This window comes from Streptococcus sp. Marseille-P6264 (assembly GCF_902460355.1).
Lineage (GTDB): Bacteria > Bacillota > Bacilli > Lactobacillales > Streptococcaceae > Streptococcus.
The window spans coordinates 41332-60904 of sequence record NZ_CABPTO010000008.1 but is presented as its reverse complement, the minus strand read 5'-3'; the positions used below and the strand labels follow the sequence as shown (position 1 = coordinate 60904).

Sequence of the window (19573 nt, the reverse complement as noted above, 5' to 3'; positions counted from 1 at the left end):
ATCTTATTTCGCCTCGTACCAAGTTCGGCCGGCATTTTCATCAGCTACTAGCGGAACGGCCAGCTCAATCGCAGCTTCCATGGTCTCTTTGACCAGCTGGCGGACGGCTGTTAGCTCGTCATTTGGCACTTCTAGCACGATTTCATCGTGAACCTGCAAGAGCATGCGAGACTTGAAATTCTTCTCTGTCAGAGCTCGGTCCAGATTGATCATAGCGACTTTGAGAATGTCTGCGGCCGATCCTTGGATCGGGCTGTTAATAGCTGTGCGCTCCGCAAAATTTCGGATATTAAAGTTGCGGGAATTGATGTCTGGCAAGGAGCGACGACGATGGTAAATGGTCTCTACATAACCCTTATCACGCGCTTCTCGGACGATGGTTTCCATATAATTCTTGATCCCAGGGAAGCGCTCAAAATAAGTCTGAATATAATCTTTGGCAGCCTTGCGGGAAATTCCCAGATTATTAGCCAATCCGAAGTCGGAAATTCCATAGACCACTCCGAAGTTGACAGCCTTGGCATTACGGCGGTCATTAGGCGTTACATCCTCTGCCTTCTCGATGCCAAAGACCCGCATAGCTGTTGCCGTGTGGATGTCTTCCCCATGCTGAAAGGCAGCAATCAGATGCTCGTCCTGCGAAATGTGAGCCAGCACCCGCAGCTCAATCTGGGAATAATCCGAGCTGAGTAGCACGCTGTCTGCCCATTCCGGCACAAAGGCCTTGCGAATCAGGCGCCCCTGCTCTAAGCGAACGGGGATATTCTGCAGGTTCGGGTCAACCGAGGACAGGCGGCCCGTCTGAGTCAAATCCTGAACATAGCGAGTGTGAATCTTGCCGTCAGCCGCAATCGCCTCCTGCAGTCCGATGATATAAGTGGACTGGAGCTTGCTGATTTGACGGTATTCCAGAATCTTAGATACAATCGGTGCTATCGGTGCTAAACGCTCCAGAACATCTACCGCTGTCGAGTAGCCCGTCTTGGTCTTTTTGGTGTACTCCAGCGGCAACCCCATATCCTCAAAGAGAATAGTTCCCAGCTGTTTTGGCGAGTTAATATTAAACTCCTGACCAGCCAGATCATAAATCTCTTGGGTCAGACTTTCCAGCGTCTTTTCATTTTCCGCCTGCATGCCCCGCAGGGTTTCCCGCTCAACCTTGATTCCCGCAATCTCCATCTTGGCTAAGACAAAAGCCAGCGGCTGCTCCATTTCAAGCAACAAATCCAGCTGATCGTGGGCGCGGAGCTGTTCCAGCATCGGTTCTTCTGTTTCCAGCAGTACTTGGACCTTACGAGCTAGATGCTCAAAGAGCTGCTCTTGTTCTGGCAAAGCACGCTTGGCTCCCTTGCCATAAACCTCATCATCCGTCGGCAAAATCGTTTGACCGTAGAGGCGAGCAATAGTCGCCAGCTCATTGTCCTCGACCGTCGAAAGCAGATACTTGGCTAGGCGCGCATCAAAGGATACTGCTGGCAGTTCGATGCCATAATGACTGAGCAGTACCTTGGTCCGCTTGAGGTCATAGGTTTTCAGAGCTGTTTTTGTCAAAGATTCCTGAAAGAGAGGCTGTTGCAATAAATCGCTGGAGCCGACATAAATCTGACGGCTATCGCCCCAGGCAAGACCAACAATCTCTTCCTTGTGGTAGTTGTCACCCAAGATTTCAAAATAGAAGAATTGCTCTGGTGCCAGCATATCCTCTGTGACCTCAGTCACTTTAGTAAATTCAATTGGTTTGACTTCTACAGAATCCTGAGCTGTTCCTAGCTGAGCCTTGAGCTGCTTGAAGCCCATCTCGTCGTAGAACTTGCTCAGGGCCTCTATCTGCGGACCCTTATAAACCAAATCATCCAGCCCGATTTCAATCGGAGCCTGAGTATTGATGGTGGCTAGAGTTTTTGATAAGAAAGCCTTGTCCTTGTCATTGATTAGATTTTCCTTCATCTTGGAAGCCTTGAGCTGGTCGATATTTTCATAGAGATTTTCCAAAGAACCATACTCCAAGAGGAGCTTGAGACCGGTCTTCTCACCAATCTTGGTCACGCCAGGGATATTATCCGACTGATCGCCCATCAGCGCCTTGAGGTCAATGAACTGCTCTGGCGTGATACCCATCTTTTCCATGAGGTAGGCTGGGGTAAACTCCTCGAACTCGGCCACGCCTTTCTTGGAAATTTCCACCACGGTATTATCATCCGTCAGCTGAATCAAATCTTTATCGCCGCTGACAATGGTCACATCGTAAGGCACAGCCGTCTTTTCAGCCATCTTGTCCAAGGTTCCGATGATGTCGTCCGCCTCGTACTGAGCCAGATCATAGTAGCGGATGCCTAAGTAGTCCAACATTTCACGGATAAAGGGCAGCTGCTCACGAAATTCATCTGGTGTCTTGGCCCGACCAGCCTTATAGTCGGCGTACATCTCAGTCCGAAAGGTCGTCTTACCAGCATCAAAAGCTACTAGGACATGGGTCGGCTGCACACGCTCCAAGAGATGATTGAGCATGAGGTGGAAGCCATAAATAGCATTGGTGTGCAGACCAGATGGACTCTTGAAACGGTCGATTTGATTATAAAGCGCAAAAAAAGCGCGAAAAGCAACGGACGAACCGTCAATTAATAGTAATTTGTTCTTTTTTTCCATAGGTTTATTATAACACGAAAGGCAGACAAAGACAGAAAATGCGGCGTGGAAAATAGGTAGAAAATGAATTGAGATTTAAATTTTGCTATAATCATCTTATGAACAACACCTACTATTTTATCCGTCATGCTCATTCTAACTATACACCTGATGAAATCAACCGACCTTTATCAGACAAAGGGCAAGCATCCTTGGCGCAGCTTGAATTTTTAGCAGACAAATCCATTACCGCCATTTATTCTAGCCCCTACTGCAGAGCCATCCAAACGGTCAAGCCTTTGGCTCAGAGTCTAAAACTCGCTATTCAAACCGACAAACGGCTAATAGAGCGAAAGCTAAGCAGTCAAGCGATTGCTGACCAAGATTTTGAACAATGCCTCATGCAACTTTGGTCACAGCCAGCATTTTCACTTGTTGATGGTGAGTCCAATCAACAAGCTCAACAGCGTGCTTTAGCTCTTCTTCATGAGCTAGAAAGCAAGCATCAAGATGAAGAAATTATCATCAGTTCCCACGGCAATCTGATTTGCATCTTGCTGAGTGCATTTGACTCCAGCATTGATTATGACTTCTGGCTCAGCCTAAGTATGCCAGATGTACTGGTTTTAGATAAAAATGGGAATATCTCTCGCCTTCTCTAAAAGAAATCTACCTTGCCTCGTATCGCCTAGCAAGAGCCAGCTATATCTTATCGCTCTTCTATGGTATAATAATAAAAACTAGGAGGTGAAGCATGTTCCCAATAACCATTCCAACTCTTGTGACTGAGGAAGTCTATCAACGATTTGCATGGTCTGTTTTCTTACGCGGGAAAATATTTTTGCTGAATCTGTTCATTTTGATAGGAATCCTGGCTCTCTATCTAACCTTCCTACCTGAAAACCTGAGGCGTTTTTCTTTCTTTATCGTGCTATTTACATCTTTGATTATATTCCCAGTAATGTACTTTGGCACGGACTTTCAGATAAAGAAAGCCTATCAAAAAACTCCTTTCTGGAAGGATATGGAGCAAACTCTTATATTTGAGAAAGATAAATTTTCTGTGAAAAGCAAACGAGGAGAGTTTCTTTATAGCTATGATGACATCGTCAAAGTTTTTCATACTAAGGATGATTTTTATATCATGTTGGGGCCAAATGTCGGCTTCCCTATTGAAAAAAAGAACTGTTCTCCCGAAGCGCTTGAGTTCTTGCTCGAACTTCACATTGAGCATATGTAAAAGAAAAAGCAGGCTAGACTGACAGTAGATCAGTTCTGGTCTGCTTTTTATCTTGTAAATAATTGCTTGATATTCACCAATTTCTCGATTTTTTGATTGATTTCTGGTCGGTAGTCACAGAAGTTAATGCTCTGGATGCCACTGTTGACCGCGACATCCACATCCAGCGTCCGATCGCCGATATAGTAGGTTTCTTGCTTGTCCAGACCGTATTTCTCGACCAGATAGTCGACACCTTCTGGATGGGGCTTGCGCTCAAAGCCGTTGGCTGTTGTGATAATTTCTGTAAAATAATCATGGATACCCAAGTCTTGCAAGATTTGATGGGCATTGAGTCCCTTGTGGGTATAGACGAACTGGGCAATGCCCTGCTCCTCAGCCCAGGCTAGAATCTCTGCCGCCCCTTCCATCAGATGGACCTGAGCGTTCTTTTCCTTCAGACTTGCTCCACGAAAGGTATTCATCTCGGCAGCATCCAGGCCTTTCTCAGACGCTACTTCCTCCAAGAGCTTCTGGACAGAGTGCTTTAGGATATAGCTGTGAATACTGGCTCTATCAAAGTCCAGACCATAGTGAGCGTAGGTTTCCTCAATCCCTGCCAAAATAGCATCGTAGGAATCCAGCAAGGTGCCGTCCAAATCCCAAATAAAAGCTTTTGTCATGCGATTTCCCTCATTTTTCTGTCAAATAAAACCTTTAAAAATAGCCAGCGGAAGCCATTGTCCAAGAGCGTCCCAGCCCAGACTCCTGGCAGACCCAAGCCACAAGTCACTCCCAGTACATAACCCGCAATGATGCGAATCAGCCACATGCCAATAGTCGTGGCATAAAAGGGTAGTCTGGCATTGCCCAGCCCCTGCCAAACCGCTGTATAAATAACGGTTCCCACTGCCATGGGAGTTCCCAGCAGGGAGAAGAGGATGACTGAAAGACTGGCTGTGATCGCTCCGCTATTGTCCGTATAGAGCAAGGTCAGCGGTCGACCAAGGGTGAAAATCCCTAAAGCCAAGGGCAGCATGCAAGCAAAAGACAGCCAGAAGGCCCGCTGACGAATCAGACTGACCGCTTGCATCTCTCCCTCGCCAACCGCATGGGCTACCAGCATGACTGTTGCTGTCGCGACCCCGAAAGCTGGCATGTAGTTAAACTGAGTCAGGACTTCACCGATGGCATTCCCCGCTACTGCATCCGTCCCAAAGACGACCACAATGGCGATGATCACCACATCACCCGCCCGCATCATGAGCCGCTCTCCAGCAGCCGGCAGAGACAGGCGCAAGAGCTCTCCATCTAAACCCCAGCTCCAACGAATCGTAGACAAATCCAGCTCCCGCCAGAGAATGACCACACCGACCAAACGAGCCAGCACCGTTCCCAATGCTACACCGACAACACCAAGCCGAAAGACATAAATGCCCAGAGCTGAAAAAAGGGCATTGAGGACATTGGTCAGAAGGCTGACATACATGGGAAATCTAGGATTGCGCGTGACCCGCACTAAAGCTCCAAAGGAAGTCATCAAGCCCAGCAGGACAATGGTCCCACCAACCAAAGCCAGATAGAGACCGCCTGCTTCAGCCACCGCTTTTTCCGTCCCCAGAAGATCCAACATCTGCCTGCCAAAGATCAGGGAAATCAGCCCCAACAGAAGACTCAGAAGTAAAGTCAGCTTGATAGCCTCGGCTGTATGATAGGCCAAACGCTCCTTGTCTCCTTGAGCCAGAGTCTTAGAGATGAGGCTGGAAATAGCAGCTCCCAGCGCGATAAAGATTGCCTGATAAATGGTAATGATGTTTCCGGCCACCGAGACACCGGAAATCGCAATCAGCCCAAGACTGGCCACCAGATAGCTGTCGACCATCCCCATTAGCATCTGTAAGAAGTTCTCCGCCATAGCCGGCAAGGCGATATTCATGATTTTTTTATAAGTTGTCATAGAGAAAATTCTCCCTCTTAAGCATCAGCTACTTCTCTTTCTTTCATTGGATATCCTAAGAAAAAATCAGCTAGATATCCAGCTGATTTTAGGCTTTCTAAGCCATTTTTACAATTCCAAGTAATCTTCGACTGCTGCCTGCATTTGGTCTGCAGCGACCGTCGTTTTGTGGCGAACTGGTGCTGTTTCTAAACCGTCCACAGCTGGTGGCAGGGCTACGCCAGAAAGTTCGTGCAGTTGGTCCAAAGCCTCGAAGTCACTAAGTCCTGACTGACCAGTCACAGCTTCAACGGCCACGACTGGGAATTTATAAGGACTAGCGGTAGATGCGATAATAGTCTTGCGTTGATCGCCTGTCTCTACCAGATATTTTTGATAAACAGCAGACGCAACGGCTGTATGAGGGTCTTCGATATAGTCAGACGTTTGATAGACCCGCTTGATTTCAGCTGCTGTCTCTGCCTCTGTCGCATAGTCAGCTGCAAAGAGCTCTAAAATCTCAGCGTCAAAGTCCGTCAATTCATACTGTCCATACTCATTGAGAGCCGCCATTAGGGCTGCTGTTTTCTCAGCGCTGTTACCAGACAGATGGAAAATCAAGCGCTCTAAGTTAGAAGAGACCAGAATATCCATGGACGGGCTAGTCGTCACCTTGAAGCTCCGCTTCTTATCATAAACCTGAGTCTTGAAGAAGTCGGTCAGGACATTGTTCTCATTCGATGCACAGATTAGCTTGCCAACCGGCAGACCGATTTGCTTGGCATAGTAGGCCGCCAGGATATTTCCAAAATTACCAGTCGGAACGGTAAAGTTGACCTTGTCGCCTGCTGCGATTTCCCCAGTCTTCACCAACTGAGCATAAGCGTAGACATAGTAGACAATCTGAGGCACTAAACGGCCGATATTCATGGAGTTAGCTGATGAAAACTGGAGTTTATGCTCCAGGAGACGAGCCCGTAGGTCTGTATCGTTGAACATGTGCTTAACATTGGTCTGGGCATCATCAAAGTTGCCATCAATGGCAACAACATGCGTATTGGCACCTGTCTGCGTCGTCATTTGCAGCTCTTGAACCTTGCTGACACCATCTTTCGGATAAAAGACGATGATTTCAGTCCCAGGGACGTCCGCAAAGCCTGCCATAGCCGCCTTGCCTGTATCACCAGAAGTTGCTGTCAAAATGACAATTTTGTTTTCCAAGCCATGCTTTTTGGCTGCGGTTGTCATCAAGTGAGGCAGGATGGACAAAGCCATGTCCTTAAAGGCAATGGTCGCCCCATGGAAAAGTTCTAGATTATACTGACCATCCAGCTTGATCAAAGGAGCAATAGCCGCATCATCAAACTTGCTGTCATAGGCATGGTTGATACAGTGATCCAGCTCCGCTTCAGAAAAATCATCCAAAAAAGCAGACAAAACCAGCTTGGCTACTTCCTGATAAGAAGCGTCTTTGAGCTTGGCAAAGTCCAAATCGACCTGCGGATAGGTAATGGGCGTAAACAGACCGCCGTCTGTCGCCAAACCTTGCAGAATCGCCTGGCTAGCTGTTACTTTATTCTTTTCATCGCGTGTTGATTGATAAACTAAGGTCATTCTCTCTCATCCTTTATCTGTAGTTCGTTTTATTATACCAAAATTTATCAGAAAATTCTCGCTTTTTATCAAAATTAAAAAGCAAAAAGAGTCTGGGACAAAAGTCCTAGCTCTCAATTGTCTTTGGATGTCAAGCAAGACGCAGTGGTTGAGTGGGCTCTACTACGCTGATTTCATCAGCTTTTACAGCCCTACTCAACTGTGCGGAGGTGGGACGACGAAATCGAATTCTAACGAATTACCGATTTCTGGCCCACTCTCAATCAAATGTCAAAACTCAGACAAGGCTTTTATTTGCTGTCCCTTTTCATCGAAATTGTCTGGGCTCAGCCATTTCTCCAAACGACTCTTGACGGCAGGCCAATCGCTGTCAATCATGGAGAGCCAATCAGTGTCTCGGTTACGCCCCTTATAGACGACCGCCTGACGGAACCTACCTTCGTAGGTAAAGCCAAGCCGCTCTGCCGCTCGCCTTGAGGGCTGATTGAGCGCATCGCACTTCCATTCGTAGCGGCGATACTCCAGCTCTTCAAAGACATAGCGTGCCAGTAAGTACTGGGCTTCTGTAGCCAGTCTGGTGCGCTTCAGCTGCGGTGAATAGGTCACAGCGCCTACTTCAATGACACGGTTGCCTCGGTCAATCCTCATTAATGCAAAGGTTCCCAGCGCCTTGCCACTCTCCTTGTCCACAATGGCATGGTGGAAACGATCCTGAGCTGCCAGCATCCGATCCAGCACGCTTTCCCACTTCTCCTGACTCTGAGCAGCATTTTGAAAGAGATAGGTCCACATGTCAGCAGGTGAATCCGGACCATATACTTCATATAAATCTGCTCCATGCTTGTCCTTGGACAACCGCTCGATAATAACATACTGTCCTTCAATTCGCTCCAAGTTAGGCAAGTCCCCCGGCTTAAAATCTGGCAGAGCCTCTCCAATAGGCTGGCCTAGTTCATTGATTCGCATAAAAACCTCACAATCTAGCTTTACTGATTTCCAAAATAAGAATTGGAAGCTGCAATGGACAGTGGCTCCTATCTCCCTTGCTTCAGATCCAAACTTGGAACATTACTTGTGTAAATTATATCACTTTTTCCTGTACCCGACACAATCTTTAGGAAATAGCTGCTCAGAAAGAAAGACCGTCATGTTATCAGGAAATACTGAAACTACTGACCGCTCATACTCCAATGGAAAGTAAGGTCTGATAATTCTTGGCTGTGAAAACACTTTATTCCCTCTAAACTATGTTATAATGAAATTATGTTTTATTATTTTGACCAAAGAAAGTGACCCATCATGAGACACCAGCAAAATATCTTGGCCATCATCGAAAGCTGTTACGACACTATGACCGATGTCGAAAAACAGATTGCCGACTATTTTTTGACTCCGACAGAGATAGAAGGGGATCTGTCCTCCCTCGAAGTAGCTCAAACTTTGCACATCTCACAGGCGGCCTTGACCCGTTTTGCAAAAAAATGTGGCTTTAAGGGCTATCGGGAGTTCAACTTCCAATATCTCCAACAGCTGAAAATCAGCAAAACGGAGCATACAAATCTGAAAAATGATTCGTCCCGCCAGGTGCTACGCAACTATATTCAAATTCGGCAACAAACCGAGGACTTGATTGACGAAAAAAGGTTGGAGCGCGTAGCCCAGCTGATTGAAAAAGCAGATCGTGTCTATTTTTTTGGCACGGGAAGCTCGGGGCTCGTCGCTCGCGATATGAAACTGCGCTTCATGCGCTTAGGGGTTATTTGTGAAGCTCTGACAGATGCGGATGGCTTTGCTTGGACAACGAGCATTTTAGACAAAAACTGCCTAGTTATCGGCTTTTCTCTTTCAGGTCAAACCCCATCCATTATTGACAGCCTGATTGATGCCAAGGGCATGGGAGCCAAGACCGTATTAATCACTGGCCAGCCTGATTTGATTAAAGAAGACTTTTCAGAAATCATCCCAGTTGCAATGCAAAGTAAACCTCAGTTCATCCAACGAATCTCAGCTCAGTTCCCAATGCTGCTGATGATTGACATACTTTATGCCTTTTTCCTAGAAATTGACCGAGAGAGAAAGGAAAAAATCTTCAATAGTTACTGGGAAAATCACAAACTTAACGGCTATTACCGTAGGCATCAATAAAAGGCTAGGACAAAAATCCTGGCCTTATTTTTAACTCCTTGATGGGTTACTGATTGCTCAACCTCAAAGGGCTGGTACTTCTTAAAAGTCTTGTGCAACTTTTTAAATCTACTTCTAAAGATAGGTGAGCAAAGTTAAATTTTTGAAAATTTAGTTCTATCCACCGAATTTTTCCTGTCATTTCAACTTCTTCTAAAATACTATCTGTCCATCTACAGAAGCAGTTTTTCTAGAAGCAAGAAACCTGAGGTCACTCCCCAGGTTTACTTGGATTACTGATGTTTATTTTTAAAGTGGTAGTAAGCTCCAAACATGCCCGCCGTATTTTGGTGATAGGCAAAGGCTAGTTTGGTCTTCTCAGCTATACTCGGCACCAGAGCATCCTTGAGAGCCGCTTGGATCCGCGGTCGGAGAATGGCCTCTTGCCCCATAATACCACCGCCTAAGACGACGATTTCCGGATTGACGACATAGCAGATATTGGCAATTCCTTGACCCAGATAGCCTACCATGCGGTCAATTCCTTTGATACAGAAGGTATTGCCCTCGGTCGCTTCTTTGAAAATCCTGCGACCATTCCAGAGAGAGGGATCTTCTCCGTGCAAGTCAGCAACATATTGAACCAAGGCTGTGGTCGAAGCTACATCCTGAAAGGCTCCGTCCGGCAGGTGCAGATAGCCTACTTCGCAGGCTGAGTTGCTAAAGCCGTGAAAAACTTGCCCATCCGCTACTAGACAGCCACCAATCCCTGTCCCAATTGTCAGACAGACCGCAATTTTTGCTCCCTTACCATGGCCAGACATGACCTCAGCCAGACCGGCACAGTTGACGTCATTCTCAATCTCGCAAGGAATGGAAAATTCCTCCTCCAAGACCTTCTTAAATTGCGTCCCAGCATAGTTAGGAATCTGAGGGCCAGCGTAAAAGATTTCTCCCTTGTCTGGATCGACCATGCCAGCTGAGGAGATACAAATCCCCTCAATTGAACCAGCCTGCACATAATCAGCAACTATCTTTTGAACCTTACGCATAATCTCTGGACCGCCCTTATGGGCTTCCGTAGGTATTTCATGGGCTTCTACTAGCGTTTCTTGGTCGTCTATCAGGCCGTATTTGATATTGGTACCGCCAATGTCAATCGTAACATAATTTCCCATAAGCATCCTTCTTTCTTTTAGAGGAAGCGCTCCTTAGTTTCTTGGATCAAGGCCGCTGCTGCTTTTACGACTGGACGGTCTGCTTCTACGACTGGTGTCAAAGGAGCACGGACAGAGCCGATAGCCAGTCCTTCGTTGAGCTTGAGAACTTCTTTGATAACAGCATACATATTGCCGTGAGCACTGGTTAGCTTGCCGATAATGTCGTTAATGGCAAACTGCAACTCTTTAGCTCTTTCTAGTTCCTTGTCAGTAATCAGTTGATTGAGTTTGAGGAAGAGCTCTGGCATAGCTCCGTATGTACCACCGATACCGGCTGCAGCACCCATAAGACGGCCACCCAAGAACTGCTCATCTGGACCGTTAAAGACCAAATGGTCACTGCCACCAAGTGCTGCAAAAGTCTGGATATCCTGAACTGGCATAGAGGAATTTTTCACCCCAATCACGCGCTCATTCTTGAGCATTTCCTTATAAAGACTCGGAGTCAGCGCTGCACCAGCCAATTGCGGAATATTATAAATCACAAAATCAGTATGTGGGGCAGCCGCACTGATATCATTCCAGTACTGAGCAACCGAATACTCTGGCAGTCGAAAATAAATCGGCGGAATAGCCGCAATAGCATCAACTCCTAAAGCTTCCGCATGTTTTGCCAACTCGATACTGTCCTTAGTATTGTTGCAGGCTACGTGAGCAATGATGGTCAGTTTGCCCTTAGCAACTTTCATTACTTCTTCCAAAATTACTTTTCTGTCGGCCACGCTCTGGTAGATACATTCTCCTGACGAGCCATTGACATAGAGACCTTGCACGCCCTTGTCGATGAAATACTCCACCAAAGCGCGAGTCCGCTCCGGGCTGATTTCACCCTCCTCGTCATAACAAGCATAAAAAGCTGGGATGACACCGTGATATTTCTTTAAATCTTTCATTTTCAAATTTTCTCCAATGTATTAATTCTAGATTATAGACTGCTGTATTTAGCGAAGATTTTTTCCAAAATAGGAAGATGCAAATAAGCCAGACCTGCAAAGCCGATAAAGGCAAAGAGGGAAAATCCTAACAGCAACACAAAGCCTGAACTATAGATGATGACAAGGATCGCGGCTATAACCGCCATCATAACAAAGAACCAAGGAAAATTCAGACTTACAATCACTAGGCTAGTCTGTAAAAGGTCTCTAAAAGACATGAGAAACTTACCAGCCAAGGGATAGACGCAAAGAGAAAGCAGGATTGTAAAAATAATAATTCCAAAACAAACCGCCTTTAAAACTTGGAAAGGCAAGGCTTCCTGCGTCCGAAAAAGCAGGAGGTCAAAGAGACTGATACCGACTAAAGCCAATTCCAGCAAGCCCAGTTTGAGTCCTTGCTTCCAATTTTCTCGAAAGATTCGAGTGTATGTTCTGATTACTTTTACCCGACGGTTTCCCTTGATTTCAAAAAGTGTCTGATAGAGACTGAGCTTGGCAATCCCAATGGTCACCAAAGGCAGGCAAGACAAGAGAAAGAGGAGATTGACCGTTATCAAATCTAGGATTTTCTCACAGATTTGCATGAAGAAATTATCCGTATCAAATATAGCTCTGATGAGTCCTGTTCCCTTATCTGACATAAGTCTCTCCTTTCTCTGCTAGCCTGGCACACTCAAAAATCTCGCTCACCTAGGGCTAGTCTATTAAAACTTTAAAAAGATACTTTCTAACATTTTCTTCCAGACCCGCATAGCCATTCGGCTGATGAGCTTCTCCTGGAAAGAAAATCGCAAAATTATGATAACCCAACAAGAGAGGATAACGATTTTGACAATGAACAAAGCCGATATCTGCCTCTTCATCAAAAGCTACTGCCTCATCGACCATCTGGCTACCATAGGCCGAATACTCATGCCCTGCTACTAGCAGATGAAAATCTGCATATTTTTTATGATATTCAAATTGATCATTGGCCTCTTGATTGAGCGTGTTTTCCTGAACCAAGAGAAAGACCTTATCTCCATCCACTTCATAGCGTCCCAAGTCAAAGCTGTCTTTGCGGTGCTCATAGAGATAATCAATCGCTTTATCCAGGTTCGGATGAAGGCCCTTGTAACGAGTCACATTTTTTAAATCATCAAAAATCATAGTTTTATTTCCTCTATTGAGTGCCTTATCCTTTGACAGCTCCCATAGTAATCCCTTGGGTAAAGGATTTTTGGAAGATGAGGAAGACTGCTACGATTGGCACCGCCGCCAAAGCAGCACCGGCCATAATCAGACCGTAGTTGGTTGCCATCTCAGCCTGCATAGTCGCAACCCCTAACGAAATCGTCAGATTGTTCCGCGAGGTCAACATTACGAGCTGCATGAAGTAGTCATTCCAAGTATTGATAAAGGTGAAGATAGCCAGAGCAGCAAAGCCGGGTTTGACGATAGGGAAAGCTACACTCCAGAAGGTCCGGATTTCACCACAACCGTCGATCTTAGCTGATTCCAGAAGCTCTGTCGGGATATTTTCACTAAACTGCTTCATAAGGAAGACCCCGAACGGCCAGCCAACTAAAGGTAAAATAACTGCCCAAAGGGTATCGTGGATTCCCATGAAATTGACAATCCGCACTAGAGGTACTAGGACAACCTGCTTAGGCAAGGCCATAGCCGCGATAAAGATAGCAAAGAGAATCCGTTGCCCATAAAAGCGTTTCTTAGCCAAAACATAACCAGCTAGGGATGACGTCGCACAAACCAAGAACATAGTCGCAAGAGAAATGAAGACACTGTTCCACATCCATTGTAAAGCTGGGTTTTGAACGGCTAATTGCTGGAAGTTCTCTGTTGTCGGGTTTTGTGGCCACCATTGAGGCGGAATCATAATTGTATCCGGCTGAGATTTAAAAGCTCCAGTCAGAATCCAGTAGAATGGAAAGACAAAGAGCACGGTCAAAAGTGCTAAAATAACAGATGAGAACACTTTAAATGAATTAAATTTTTTTGGTTTCATATTCCTGCTCCTTTCTTTAATATTCCACATCGTTACCGAGGATCTTGAACTGGGCGAAACTGATAATCGCAATCATAATCGCCAGAAAGACTCCCATGGTGTTTGCATAGCCATATTCAGATAGCTTGAAGGCTTTTTCATATAGATAGTACATAAGCGTACTCGTTGAATAGTTTGGTCCACCTGATGTCAACAGCTGAATCAAGGCAAAACATTGGAATGAGTTAATAGTTGTGATGATAGCGATATAAAGTGTCGTTGGCAAAAGGCTCGGCCATTTGATTTTCCAAAAAACTTGCATCTCTGTCGCCCCATCCACACGCGCGGCCTCAACTAGAGAATTATCTATATTTCCCATAGCTGCAATGTAGAGAATGATGGGCTGACCGACAGATGTTGTCAGCAAAATAACAATGATAGCAGCCAAGGCCCACTGTTTGTCTCCCAACCAAGAAATGTTTTGGTTGATGATATGGCCAGATTTCAAAACAAAGTTCAAAATACCAGATAGGGGATCGTAGATCCACTTCCACACGACTGTCACGGCAACACTACCTGTAACAACCGGTAGGAAGAAGACAAAACGGTAGAAAGAGCGAGAAACAGCATTCATCTCATAGGTCTGTGAAGCCACAAACAAAGAGAAGAGCACAACTACTGGCACAGAGCCGATTACAATAATAACTGTATTAATGAGTGACTTAACAAAAACTGGATCATTGAACATCCGAATGTAGTTATCAAACCCAACGAATGTAAATGAGGTCATTGTATAATTAAAGAAACTAGTGATAAATCCCATTATCATAGGCGCCAAAACAAATACTGTAAAGAATATAAGAATTGGAGCTAAAAACGCATATGATATTAGGGTTTCTTTCATTCTGATTTTATTGACTTTCACAATGAGGTACCCCTCTTTCAAGATTTTCTAACAAAATACCCCTTTTTCTATTTTTAGAGACTGACAACAGAAAAAGGGGCGGATTTTAAACTTGCTTATTTTTTAGTAATCGTTTCGTTTGCTTTTTCAGTAAATGTCTTCAAAGCAGGTTCAACTTTTTCATCTCCATTAGATACAGATTGCAACATTGGGAACCAGAGTGTTCTCATTTCTGCAAATCCATCAATGGTGTTGTAGTATGGTGAGTAGTATTTAGTCCAGCCACTGATTGTTTCCATACGTTTGTCATCATAGAGTTTGCCAAATGATGTACGAACTGGGAAGGCACCTGTACGAACTACGTCTTTAGGACCCCATTCTTTGTCATCTGCGATGAATTGAACGAATTTCTTAGCTGCTGCGACTTTCTTGTCGTCTTTGTTGTTAAAGACTGCAAAACCATTTACAAGGTATTCAAGAGCTGGTTTGCCTGAGTCTGATGGGAATGGTACTTCAACCACTTCTACTTTACTTGCTTCCAACAATTTAGCTTGGATACCATTTTGTGCTGGTGCCCAAAGAACAGTGTAAGAAGTTTGTCCGTTAGCGAAGTTTTGGATGTCTGCTCCACCATCGTATTGAGAACCGTTCATCATGAGGCCATTGTTGATCCAGCTCACTGCTTTTTCAAGACCTTTGACAAATTTCGGATCATCAGTTGTATATTTAGTTACTTTTTCATCTGTAACAGATCCACCATAGAGGTTAGCGATGAAGGCACGAGTTCCTTGGTCACCACCTTGACCGTTACTGAAGAGAGAGCCGGGTGTATAACCTTTATCTTTAAGCGCTTTCAAAACTTTTTCAAAGTCATCTGTTGTCCATCCTTCTTTAACTAGGTTGAGGACACCAGCATCTTCCAACATTTTCTTATTCATTGCCATGTAGAATGGAGCAGAGCTGATTGGATACATATAAGCTTTGTCTCCAGCCTTGCTGGCTTGGATAATGTTGTCGTTGTTAACATCTTTGACGAAATCATCTGTGAAGAGGTCGTTCAAGTCTGCCAACTTACCGTTTTTACCGTATTGAATAATCCGGCCTGGTGCATCGAAGAGCACGTCTGGAGCTGTTCCAGCCTCGATAGCTGTCGTAATTTTTTCTGGACCTGACTTAAAGTCGATTGTTTCCAAGTTGACATGAATGTCTGGATTTGCTTTTTCAAATGCTTCAATGATGGATTTCTCATAAGTTCCCACACCGTCATTAGCATTTTCTTGAGTAAAGACTGGGAATGCCCACCAAGTAATCTCTGTCTTACCAGATTTATCACCAGAGCTAGCTGCTTTATCTGAGCTACCGCCGCCGCTACAAGCTGCTAACGTAAGAACTGCAGCTCCTGCTACCAATGAACAAAGCAATTTCTTCATTTTCATTTGTTTTTCTCCTTTAAAATTAAGATTCTAAGCTGACCTAAACAGCTTCTACCTGCCTATTGGAGAATGGGACGGACCTCTTTCATTAGGCGCCCCAGCCTCGTTTTTCCTGTGTTATTTCTCTGGACAAGCGTCCACCTATATTTGATTAAAATCCTAAACTTTTAAAAGTACAATCACTCCTTCTCTGTGATCTTTCTTTTATCCTAAAATAAAGTCAGTCAGTTCATTTTAGGTTGTTTTACAAAGTAATTCGTTTTTGAGTCTCACTGTCAAACAGATGACTCTTAGGTAATTTGAAAGTGAAGCGAAGCTTCGAACCCGGCTCCAGATAATTGGAAGCATCTACCTTAGCTGAAAACTCTTGGCTGCCCACCTTACAGTAGAGCACTGAGTCACTACCCAGCAACTCTGACACGACAACTTCCGCATCTACTACGTCGCCAGGGAAGGTATCTTCTACAATCAAGTCCGCTGAGATATCCTCTGGTCGGATACCCAAGATGACTTTCTTACCTTGGTAGCCTTTCTCTGTCAAAAGCTTCTCTTGACCACCTGTCAGGGTAAGATTGAGTTGGTCACCATCAGTCAGTTGATGACCAGATACCATCACTTCAAAGAAGTTCATAGCTGGACTGCCGATAAAGCCTGCAACAAACTTATTCGCTGGTTCATTGTAAAGCTCTTGCGGAGTTCCGACTTGCTCGATTCGACCGATGGTCCCCGTGCCTGCTTCATTTTTCGTCGCTGACATGATAACAATGCGGTCGGCCAAGGTCATTGCCTCGGTTTGGTCGTGGGTAACGTAGATAGTGGTCGCTCCGATACGGCGGTGGATCTTAGCAATCTCAGCACGCATGGATACCCGTAGTTTCGCATCCAAGTTTGACAAAGGCTCATCCATCAGGAAGACCTTGGCATCTCGGACAATGGCCCGTCCCATGGCAACCCGCTGACGTTGACCGCCAGACAAGTCCGCTGGTTTGCGGTCTAAAAATTCTTTCAAACCAAGAATTTCAGCTGCTTCATGAACCCGCTTGTCAATATCTTCCTTGCTATACTTGCGAAGTTTGAGCCCGAAAGCCATGTTGTCATAGACTGTCATGTGCGGATAGAGAGCATAGTTCTGGAAGACCATGGCAATATCACGATCCTTGGGAGCAATATCATTGACTAGTGTCTCATCGATATAGAGCTCGCCCTCAGTGATGTCCTCCAGTCCTGCAATCATGCGTAAGGTCGTCGATTTCCCACATCCAGAAGGACCAACAAAGACGATAAATTCTTTGTCTTTGATTTGCAAGTCGAAATTTTCTACAGAGTAGAAATCACTATTAGGATATTTTTTGTAGAGCTTATTTAACTTCAAGGTCGTCATTGCTTTACCTCACTTTATTTTACTGCTGCAACGAAACGCTCGGTGATTTCCTTTGGTCGAGTAATAGCCCCGCCTACTACAATACCGCGGACACCTAAATCATGGATTTGCTTGGCTTGATCTGGATAGTGAATCTTGCCCTCAGCAATCACATCTACTCCCGCATCACAGAGCTTCTTGACCAGTTCAAAGTCTGGGCCGTCTACCTTAGGACTGTAGGACGTGTAGCCTGATAAGGTTGTACCGACAAAGTCAACGCCAGATGCTACAGCTGCCACGCCTTCCTCAAAGGTACTAATGTCAGCCATCAGCAGTTGCTGCGGATATTTCTCCTTGACTTGGCGGATAAAGTCCTCAACCTTCAAACCATCATAGCGTTCCCGCTGGGTGCAGTCCAGAGCGATGACCTCGATATCAAGGGCAGCCAGCTCATCCACTTCCCGCATGGTCGCAGTGATAAAAGGCTCCTGTGGTGGATAGTCCCGTTTGATAATCCCAATAATCGGGAGCTCGGTTACTTCCTTAATCTCCTTGATGTCTCGCACGCTGTTGGCTCGAATACCAACCGCTCCGCCCTCTTCAGCCGCCCTGACCAAGAGAGGTATGACACCGCCCACCTCCGTATAGAGGGGCTCATGCGGCAGAGCTTGACAGGAAACGATAATGCCATCTTTGATTTTTGCAATTAATTGATCTTTGCTAATCTGTGACATAAATAATCTCTCCTTTTTCTATGTTTTCTCCGTTCTTTTTATAATGTCATTATATACAAAAAATAAAGCGCTTTCAATGCGTTTTGAGATTTAGATTTTAGTTTCTAAAAACCGACTTCCTTTCTTAAAAGCTGAAACTACTTTCAGGATTAGAAGTGTTTCTACAAAAAAAGTTACTATAGATTTTTGAATATTTATCATAAAAAGCCTGAGATTATGCTAACCTCAGACTTAGTTTCTTTCTTGCTACTATCTATTTTTACCAGTCTTTAAAAGCTTCCAACAAAGAAGGATGGTTAATCTTTGAGCCGCAAAGCCAGTTGAAAACTTTATCATTGACATAGACATTCATGGCTTCATGCTCGTACTCTGGCATGAGATGGTGCTCCTTAGTACACTCCAGCCGGTTGTAAATCGCAAACTGGGTAATCGGATAGCAAACATCGTCAGCCAGTCCGGTTATCATCCGCACGCTCCCTTGAATGCGGTGAGCCATATTTTTCACATCGATATAGGACAAGGTCTGGATAATCTCATCCTCCGTTTCGTGGAAAGGATCGTGGAACTTAAAATAACGAAAGAGCTCATCATAGGCCTCGCTGGTATTGCCAATCTCCAGCACCCGCCGGAAATCTGACAAGAAAGGATAGATAGCCACTGTCTGCTTAATGCGCGGATTGAGAGCCGCTGCCACCAAAGCCAAGGCTCCCCCTTGAGAAGCCCCATAACTGGATAAACGTTCCTCGTCCACAAGGTCCAAACTCGCCACAATCTCAATCAAGCTGTAAATATCTAGATAGACATCTTTATAAAAGAGACGCTCTGGTCCATCCACTGCCCCACGGATAATCTGACCCTTGACCGTATTGCCCCTTACAGGCGCCCCTCCATCCAAGGAATAGCCTGACTGGCCGCGTACATCCATAGATACAACACCATAGCCAGCAACCGTATAAGCTAGCATATCGGACCAATCCCAGCCACGCCCCATATAACCGTGGAAATGAAAGATAATCGGAACTTTTTTACTCGATTTGGGAAGGACTATACGAGCATAGGTTCGCCCTTGATTCGTCCCCTCAAAAACTAGCTCATGGCAGGTCACCCCAGCGATTTGAAAGTCTTTTTCAATCAGCTGATAGTCCGGCAAGCCACTCAAACTGCTAATCTGACGATCCCAAAAAGCATCAAAATCTGCTGGAACTTCATCTCTGCCTCTATAATCTTTTGCTTCTGCTAATAAATCTGGATTGCGCATCTTATCCTCCAACAATATTGTTTTTTTGTAAACCCTTACGAAATAATAGCACAGCACCTTTCCTTTTTCAATCCTTTACAATATTAAGATTTTAGTTTCTGTTTTTGCTATGATTCTTTTTCTTTTTGAAACTAGTTTCAAAAAAGCTTTCTGGCCTATTTTCCCTAGTTTTTTAGAAAGTCGTCTATTTCATACATTTTAAAGAAAGAAAAATCCCCCACTTAGTG

General features: G+C 45.0%; 18 protein-coding genes. 3 read left to right on the top strand and 15 right to left on the bottom strand.

Annotation, left to right across the window (positions count from 1 at the left end; all coding sequences use genetic code 11):
* Positions 1-3 precede the first annotated feature (3 nt).
* Positions 4-2646: a DNA polymerase I gene (gene polA / locus FZ941_RS09980; RefSeq protein WP_148887762.1), complete on the bottom strand. Its 2643-nt coding sequence runs from the start codon at positions 2644-2646 to the stop codon at positions 4-6.
* A 98-nt stretch (positions 2647-2744) separates the two neighbouring features.
* Between polA and FZ941_RS09975 the strand changes: the two genes are divergently transcribed.
* Entirely contained in the window at positions 2745-3287 is a 543-nt protein-coding gene (locus FZ941_RS09975) for a histidine phosphatase family protein (protein WP_148887775.1), read from the top strand.
* Positions 3288-3379: 92 nt separating this feature from the next.
* Positions 3380-3865 carry a YcxB family protein gene (locus FZ941_RS09970; protein ID WP_148887761.1) on the top strand — a complete coding sequence of 162 codons (486 nt, stop codon included), beginning with the start codon at positions 3380-3382 and terminating at the stop codon, positions 3863-3865.
* A 47-nt stretch (positions 3866-3912) separates the two neighbouring features.
* Here FZ941_RS09970 and FZ941_RS09965 read toward each other — a convergent pair whose 3' ends face one another.
* The 4 genes from FZ941_RS09965 to FZ941_RS09950 form a co-directional block, all read right to left on the bottom strand.
* Positions 3913-4527, bottom strand: coding sequence for an HAD-IA family hydrolase (locus FZ941_RS09965; protein ID WP_148887760.1), 615 nt, complete (start codon positions 4525-4527; stop codon positions 3913-3915).
* Positions 4524-5801 carry an MATE family efflux transporter gene (locus FZ941_RS09960; RefSeq protein WP_148887759.1) on the bottom strand — a complete coding sequence of 426 codons (1278 nt, stop codon included), beginning with the start codon at positions 5799-5801 and terminating at the stop codon, positions 4524-4526. The genes FZ941_RS09965 and FZ941_RS09960 overlap by 4 nt, the downstream gene beginning before the upstream one ends.
* A gap of 108 nt (positions 5802-5909) precedes the next feature.
* Positions 5910-7394, bottom strand: a complete 1485-nt coding sequence (gene thrC / locus FZ941_RS09955; protein WP_148887758.1) for a threonine synthase — start codon at positions 7392-7394, stop codon at positions 5910-5912.
* A 270-nt stretch (positions 7395-7664) separates the two neighbouring features.
* On the bottom strand, positions 7665-8360 hold the full coding sequence (locus tag FZ941_RS09950) for a GNAT family N-acetyltransferase (RefSeq protein WP_148887757.1): 696 nt from the start codon (positions 8358-8360) through the stop codon (positions 7665-7667).
* 333 nt (positions 8361-8693) lie between these two features.
* Between FZ941_RS09950 and FZ941_RS09940 the strand changes: the two genes are divergently transcribed.
* Positions 8694-9539 carry a MurR/RpiR family transcriptional regulator gene (locus FZ941_RS09940; protein WP_148887755.1) on the top strand — a complete coding sequence of 282 codons (846 nt, stop codon included), beginning with the start codon at positions 8694-8696 and terminating at the stop codon, positions 9537-9539.
* 272 nt (positions 9540-9811) lie between these two features.
* On the opposite strand, the gene FZ941_RS09935 is transcribed toward FZ941_RS09940, so the two are convergent.
* The 10 genes from FZ941_RS09935 to FZ941_RS09890 all read right to left on the bottom strand — a co-directional run bounded on the left by FZ941_RS09935 (position 9812) and on the right by FZ941_RS09890 (position 19346).
* Positions 9812-10696: an ROK family protein gene (locus tag FZ941_RS09935; RefSeq protein ID WP_148887754.1), complete on the bottom strand. Its 885-nt coding sequence runs from the start codon at positions 10694-10696 to the stop codon at positions 9812-9814.
* Positions 10697-10713: 17 nt separating this feature from the next.
* Positions 10714-11631, bottom strand: coding sequence for a dihydrodipicolinate synthase family protein (locus FZ941_RS09930; RefSeq protein WP_048766382.1), 918 nt, complete (start codon positions 11629-11631; stop codon positions 10714-10716).
* A 32-nt stretch (positions 11632-11663) separates the two neighbouring features.
* Complete coding sequence (locus tag FZ941_RS09925; RefSeq protein WP_148887753.1) at positions 11664-12314, bottom strand: DUF624 domain-containing protein; 651 nt, start codon at positions 12312-12314, stop codon at positions 11664-11666.
* 55 nt (positions 12315-12369) lie between these two features.
* The gene (locus FZ941_RS09920) at positions 12370-12822 is read right to left on the bottom strand and encodes a YhcH/YjgK/YiaL family protein (protein ID WP_045498286.1); all 453 of its coding nucleotides are present in this window, start codon (positions 12820-12822) and stop codon (positions 12370-12372) included.
* A gap of 25 nt (positions 12823-12847) precedes the next feature.
* Positions 12848-13678: a carbohydrate ABC transporter permease gene (locus FZ941_RS09915; RefSeq protein ID WP_045498288.1), complete on the bottom strand. Its 831-nt coding sequence runs from the start codon at positions 13676-13678 to the stop codon at positions 12848-12850.
* Positions 13679-13694: 16 nt separating this feature from the next.
* Positions 13695-14582 (bottom strand): carbohydrate ABC transporter permease, encoded by an 888-nt coding sequence (locus FZ941_RS09910; protein ID WP_045498290.1) that lies wholly within the window; start codon positions 14580-14582, stop codon positions 13695-13697.
* A gap of 95 nt (positions 14583-14677) precedes the next feature.
* Positions 14678-15997, bottom strand: coding sequence for an ABC transporter substrate-binding protein (locus tag FZ941_RS09905; RefSeq protein ID WP_148887752.1), 1320 nt, complete (start codon positions 15995-15997; stop codon positions 14678-14680).
* Positions 15998-16238: 241 nt separating this feature from the next.
* A complete protein-coding gene (locus FZ941_RS09900; protein WP_148887751.1) occupies positions 16239-17375 on the bottom strand; it encodes an ABC transporter ATP-binding protein in 1137 nt (378 codons plus the stop codon).
* Positions 17376-17389: 14 nt separating this feature from the next.
* A complete protein-coding gene (locus FZ941_RS09895; protein ID WP_148887750.1) occupies positions 17390-18088 on the bottom strand; it encodes an N-acetylmannosamine-6-phosphate 2-epimerase in 699 nt (232 codons plus the stop codon).
* 259 nt (positions 18089-18347) lie between these two features.
* Entirely contained in the window at positions 18348-19346 is a 999-nt protein-coding gene (locus FZ941_RS09890; protein ID WP_148887749.1) for an acetylxylan esterase, read from the bottom strand.
* Positions 19347-19573: the final 227 nt, after the last annotated feature.

What these genes read in the sequence shown, in the direction of transcription:
- FZ941_RS09920 (WP_045498286.1), bottom strand. Translation starts at nt 12,822, where the DNA reads ATGATTTTTGATGATTTAAAAAATGTGACTCGTTACAAGGGCCTTCAT.
- FZ941_RS09975 (WP_148887775.1), top strand. Translation starts at nt 2,745, where the DNA reads ATGAACAACACCTACTATTTTATCCGTCATGCTCATTCTAACTATACA.
- FZ941_RS09950 (WP_148887757.1), bottom strand. Translation starts at nt 8,360, where the DNA reads ATGCGAATCAATGAACTAGGCCAGCCTATTGGAGAGGCTCTGCCAGAT.
- FZ941_RS09940 (WP_148887755.1), top strand. Translation starts at nt 8,694, where the DNA reads ATGAGACACCAGCAAAATATCTTGGCCATCATCGAAAGCTGTTACGAC.
- polA (WP_148887762.1), bottom strand. Translation starts at nt 2,646, where the DNA reads ATGGAAAAAAAGAACAAATTACTATTAATTGACGGTTCGTCCGTTGCT.
- FZ941_RS09960 (WP_148887759.1), bottom strand. Translation starts at nt 5,801, where the DNA reads ATGACAACTTATAAAAAAATCATGAATATCGCCTTGCCGGCTATGGCG.
- FZ941_RS09965 (WP_148887760.1), bottom strand. Translation starts at nt 4,527, where the DNA reads ATGACAAAAGCTTTTATTTGGGATTTGGACGGCACCTTGCTGGATTCC.
- FZ941_RS09935 (WP_148887754.1), bottom strand. Translation starts at nt 10,696, where the DNA reads ATGGGAAATTATGTTACGATTGACATTGGCGGTACCAATATCAAATAC.
- FZ941_RS09930 (WP_048766382.1), bottom strand. Translation starts at nt 11,631, where the DNA reads ATGAAAGATTTAAAGAAATATCACGGTGTCATCCCAGCTTTTTATGCT.
- FZ941_RS09925 (WP_148887753.1), bottom strand. Translation starts at nt 12,314, where the DNA reads ATGTCAGATAAGGGAACAGGACTCATCAGAGCTATATTTGATACGGAT.
- FZ941_RS09890 (WP_148887749.1), bottom strand. Translation starts at nt 19,346, where the DNA reads ATGCGCAATCCAGATTTATTAGCAGAAGCAAAAGATTATAGAGGCAGA.
- FZ941_RS09915 (WP_045498288.1), bottom strand. Translation starts at nt 13,678, where the DNA reads ATGAAACCAAAAAAATTTAATTCATTTAAAGTGTTCTCATCTGTTATT.
- FZ941_RS09900 (WP_148887751.1), bottom strand. Translation starts at nt 17,375, where the DNA reads ATGACGACCTTGAAGTTAAATAAGCTCTACAAAAAATATCCTAATAGT.
- FZ941_RS09905 (WP_148887752.1), bottom strand. Translation starts at nt 15,997, where the DNA reads ATGAAAATGAAGAAATTGCTTTGTTCATTGGTAGCAGGAGCTGCAGTT.
- FZ941_RS09895 (WP_148887750.1), bottom strand. Translation starts at nt 18,088, where the DNA reads ATGTCACAGATTAGCAAAGATCAATTAATTGCAAAAATCAAAGATGGC.
- thrC (WP_148887758.1), bottom strand. Translation starts at nt 7,394, where the DNA reads ATGACCTTAGTTTATCAATCAACACGCGATGAAAAGAATAAAGTAACA.
- FZ941_RS09970 (WP_148887761.1), top strand. Translation starts at nt 3,380, where the DNA reads ATGTTCCCAATAACCATTCCAACTCTTGTGACTGAGGAAGTCTATCAA.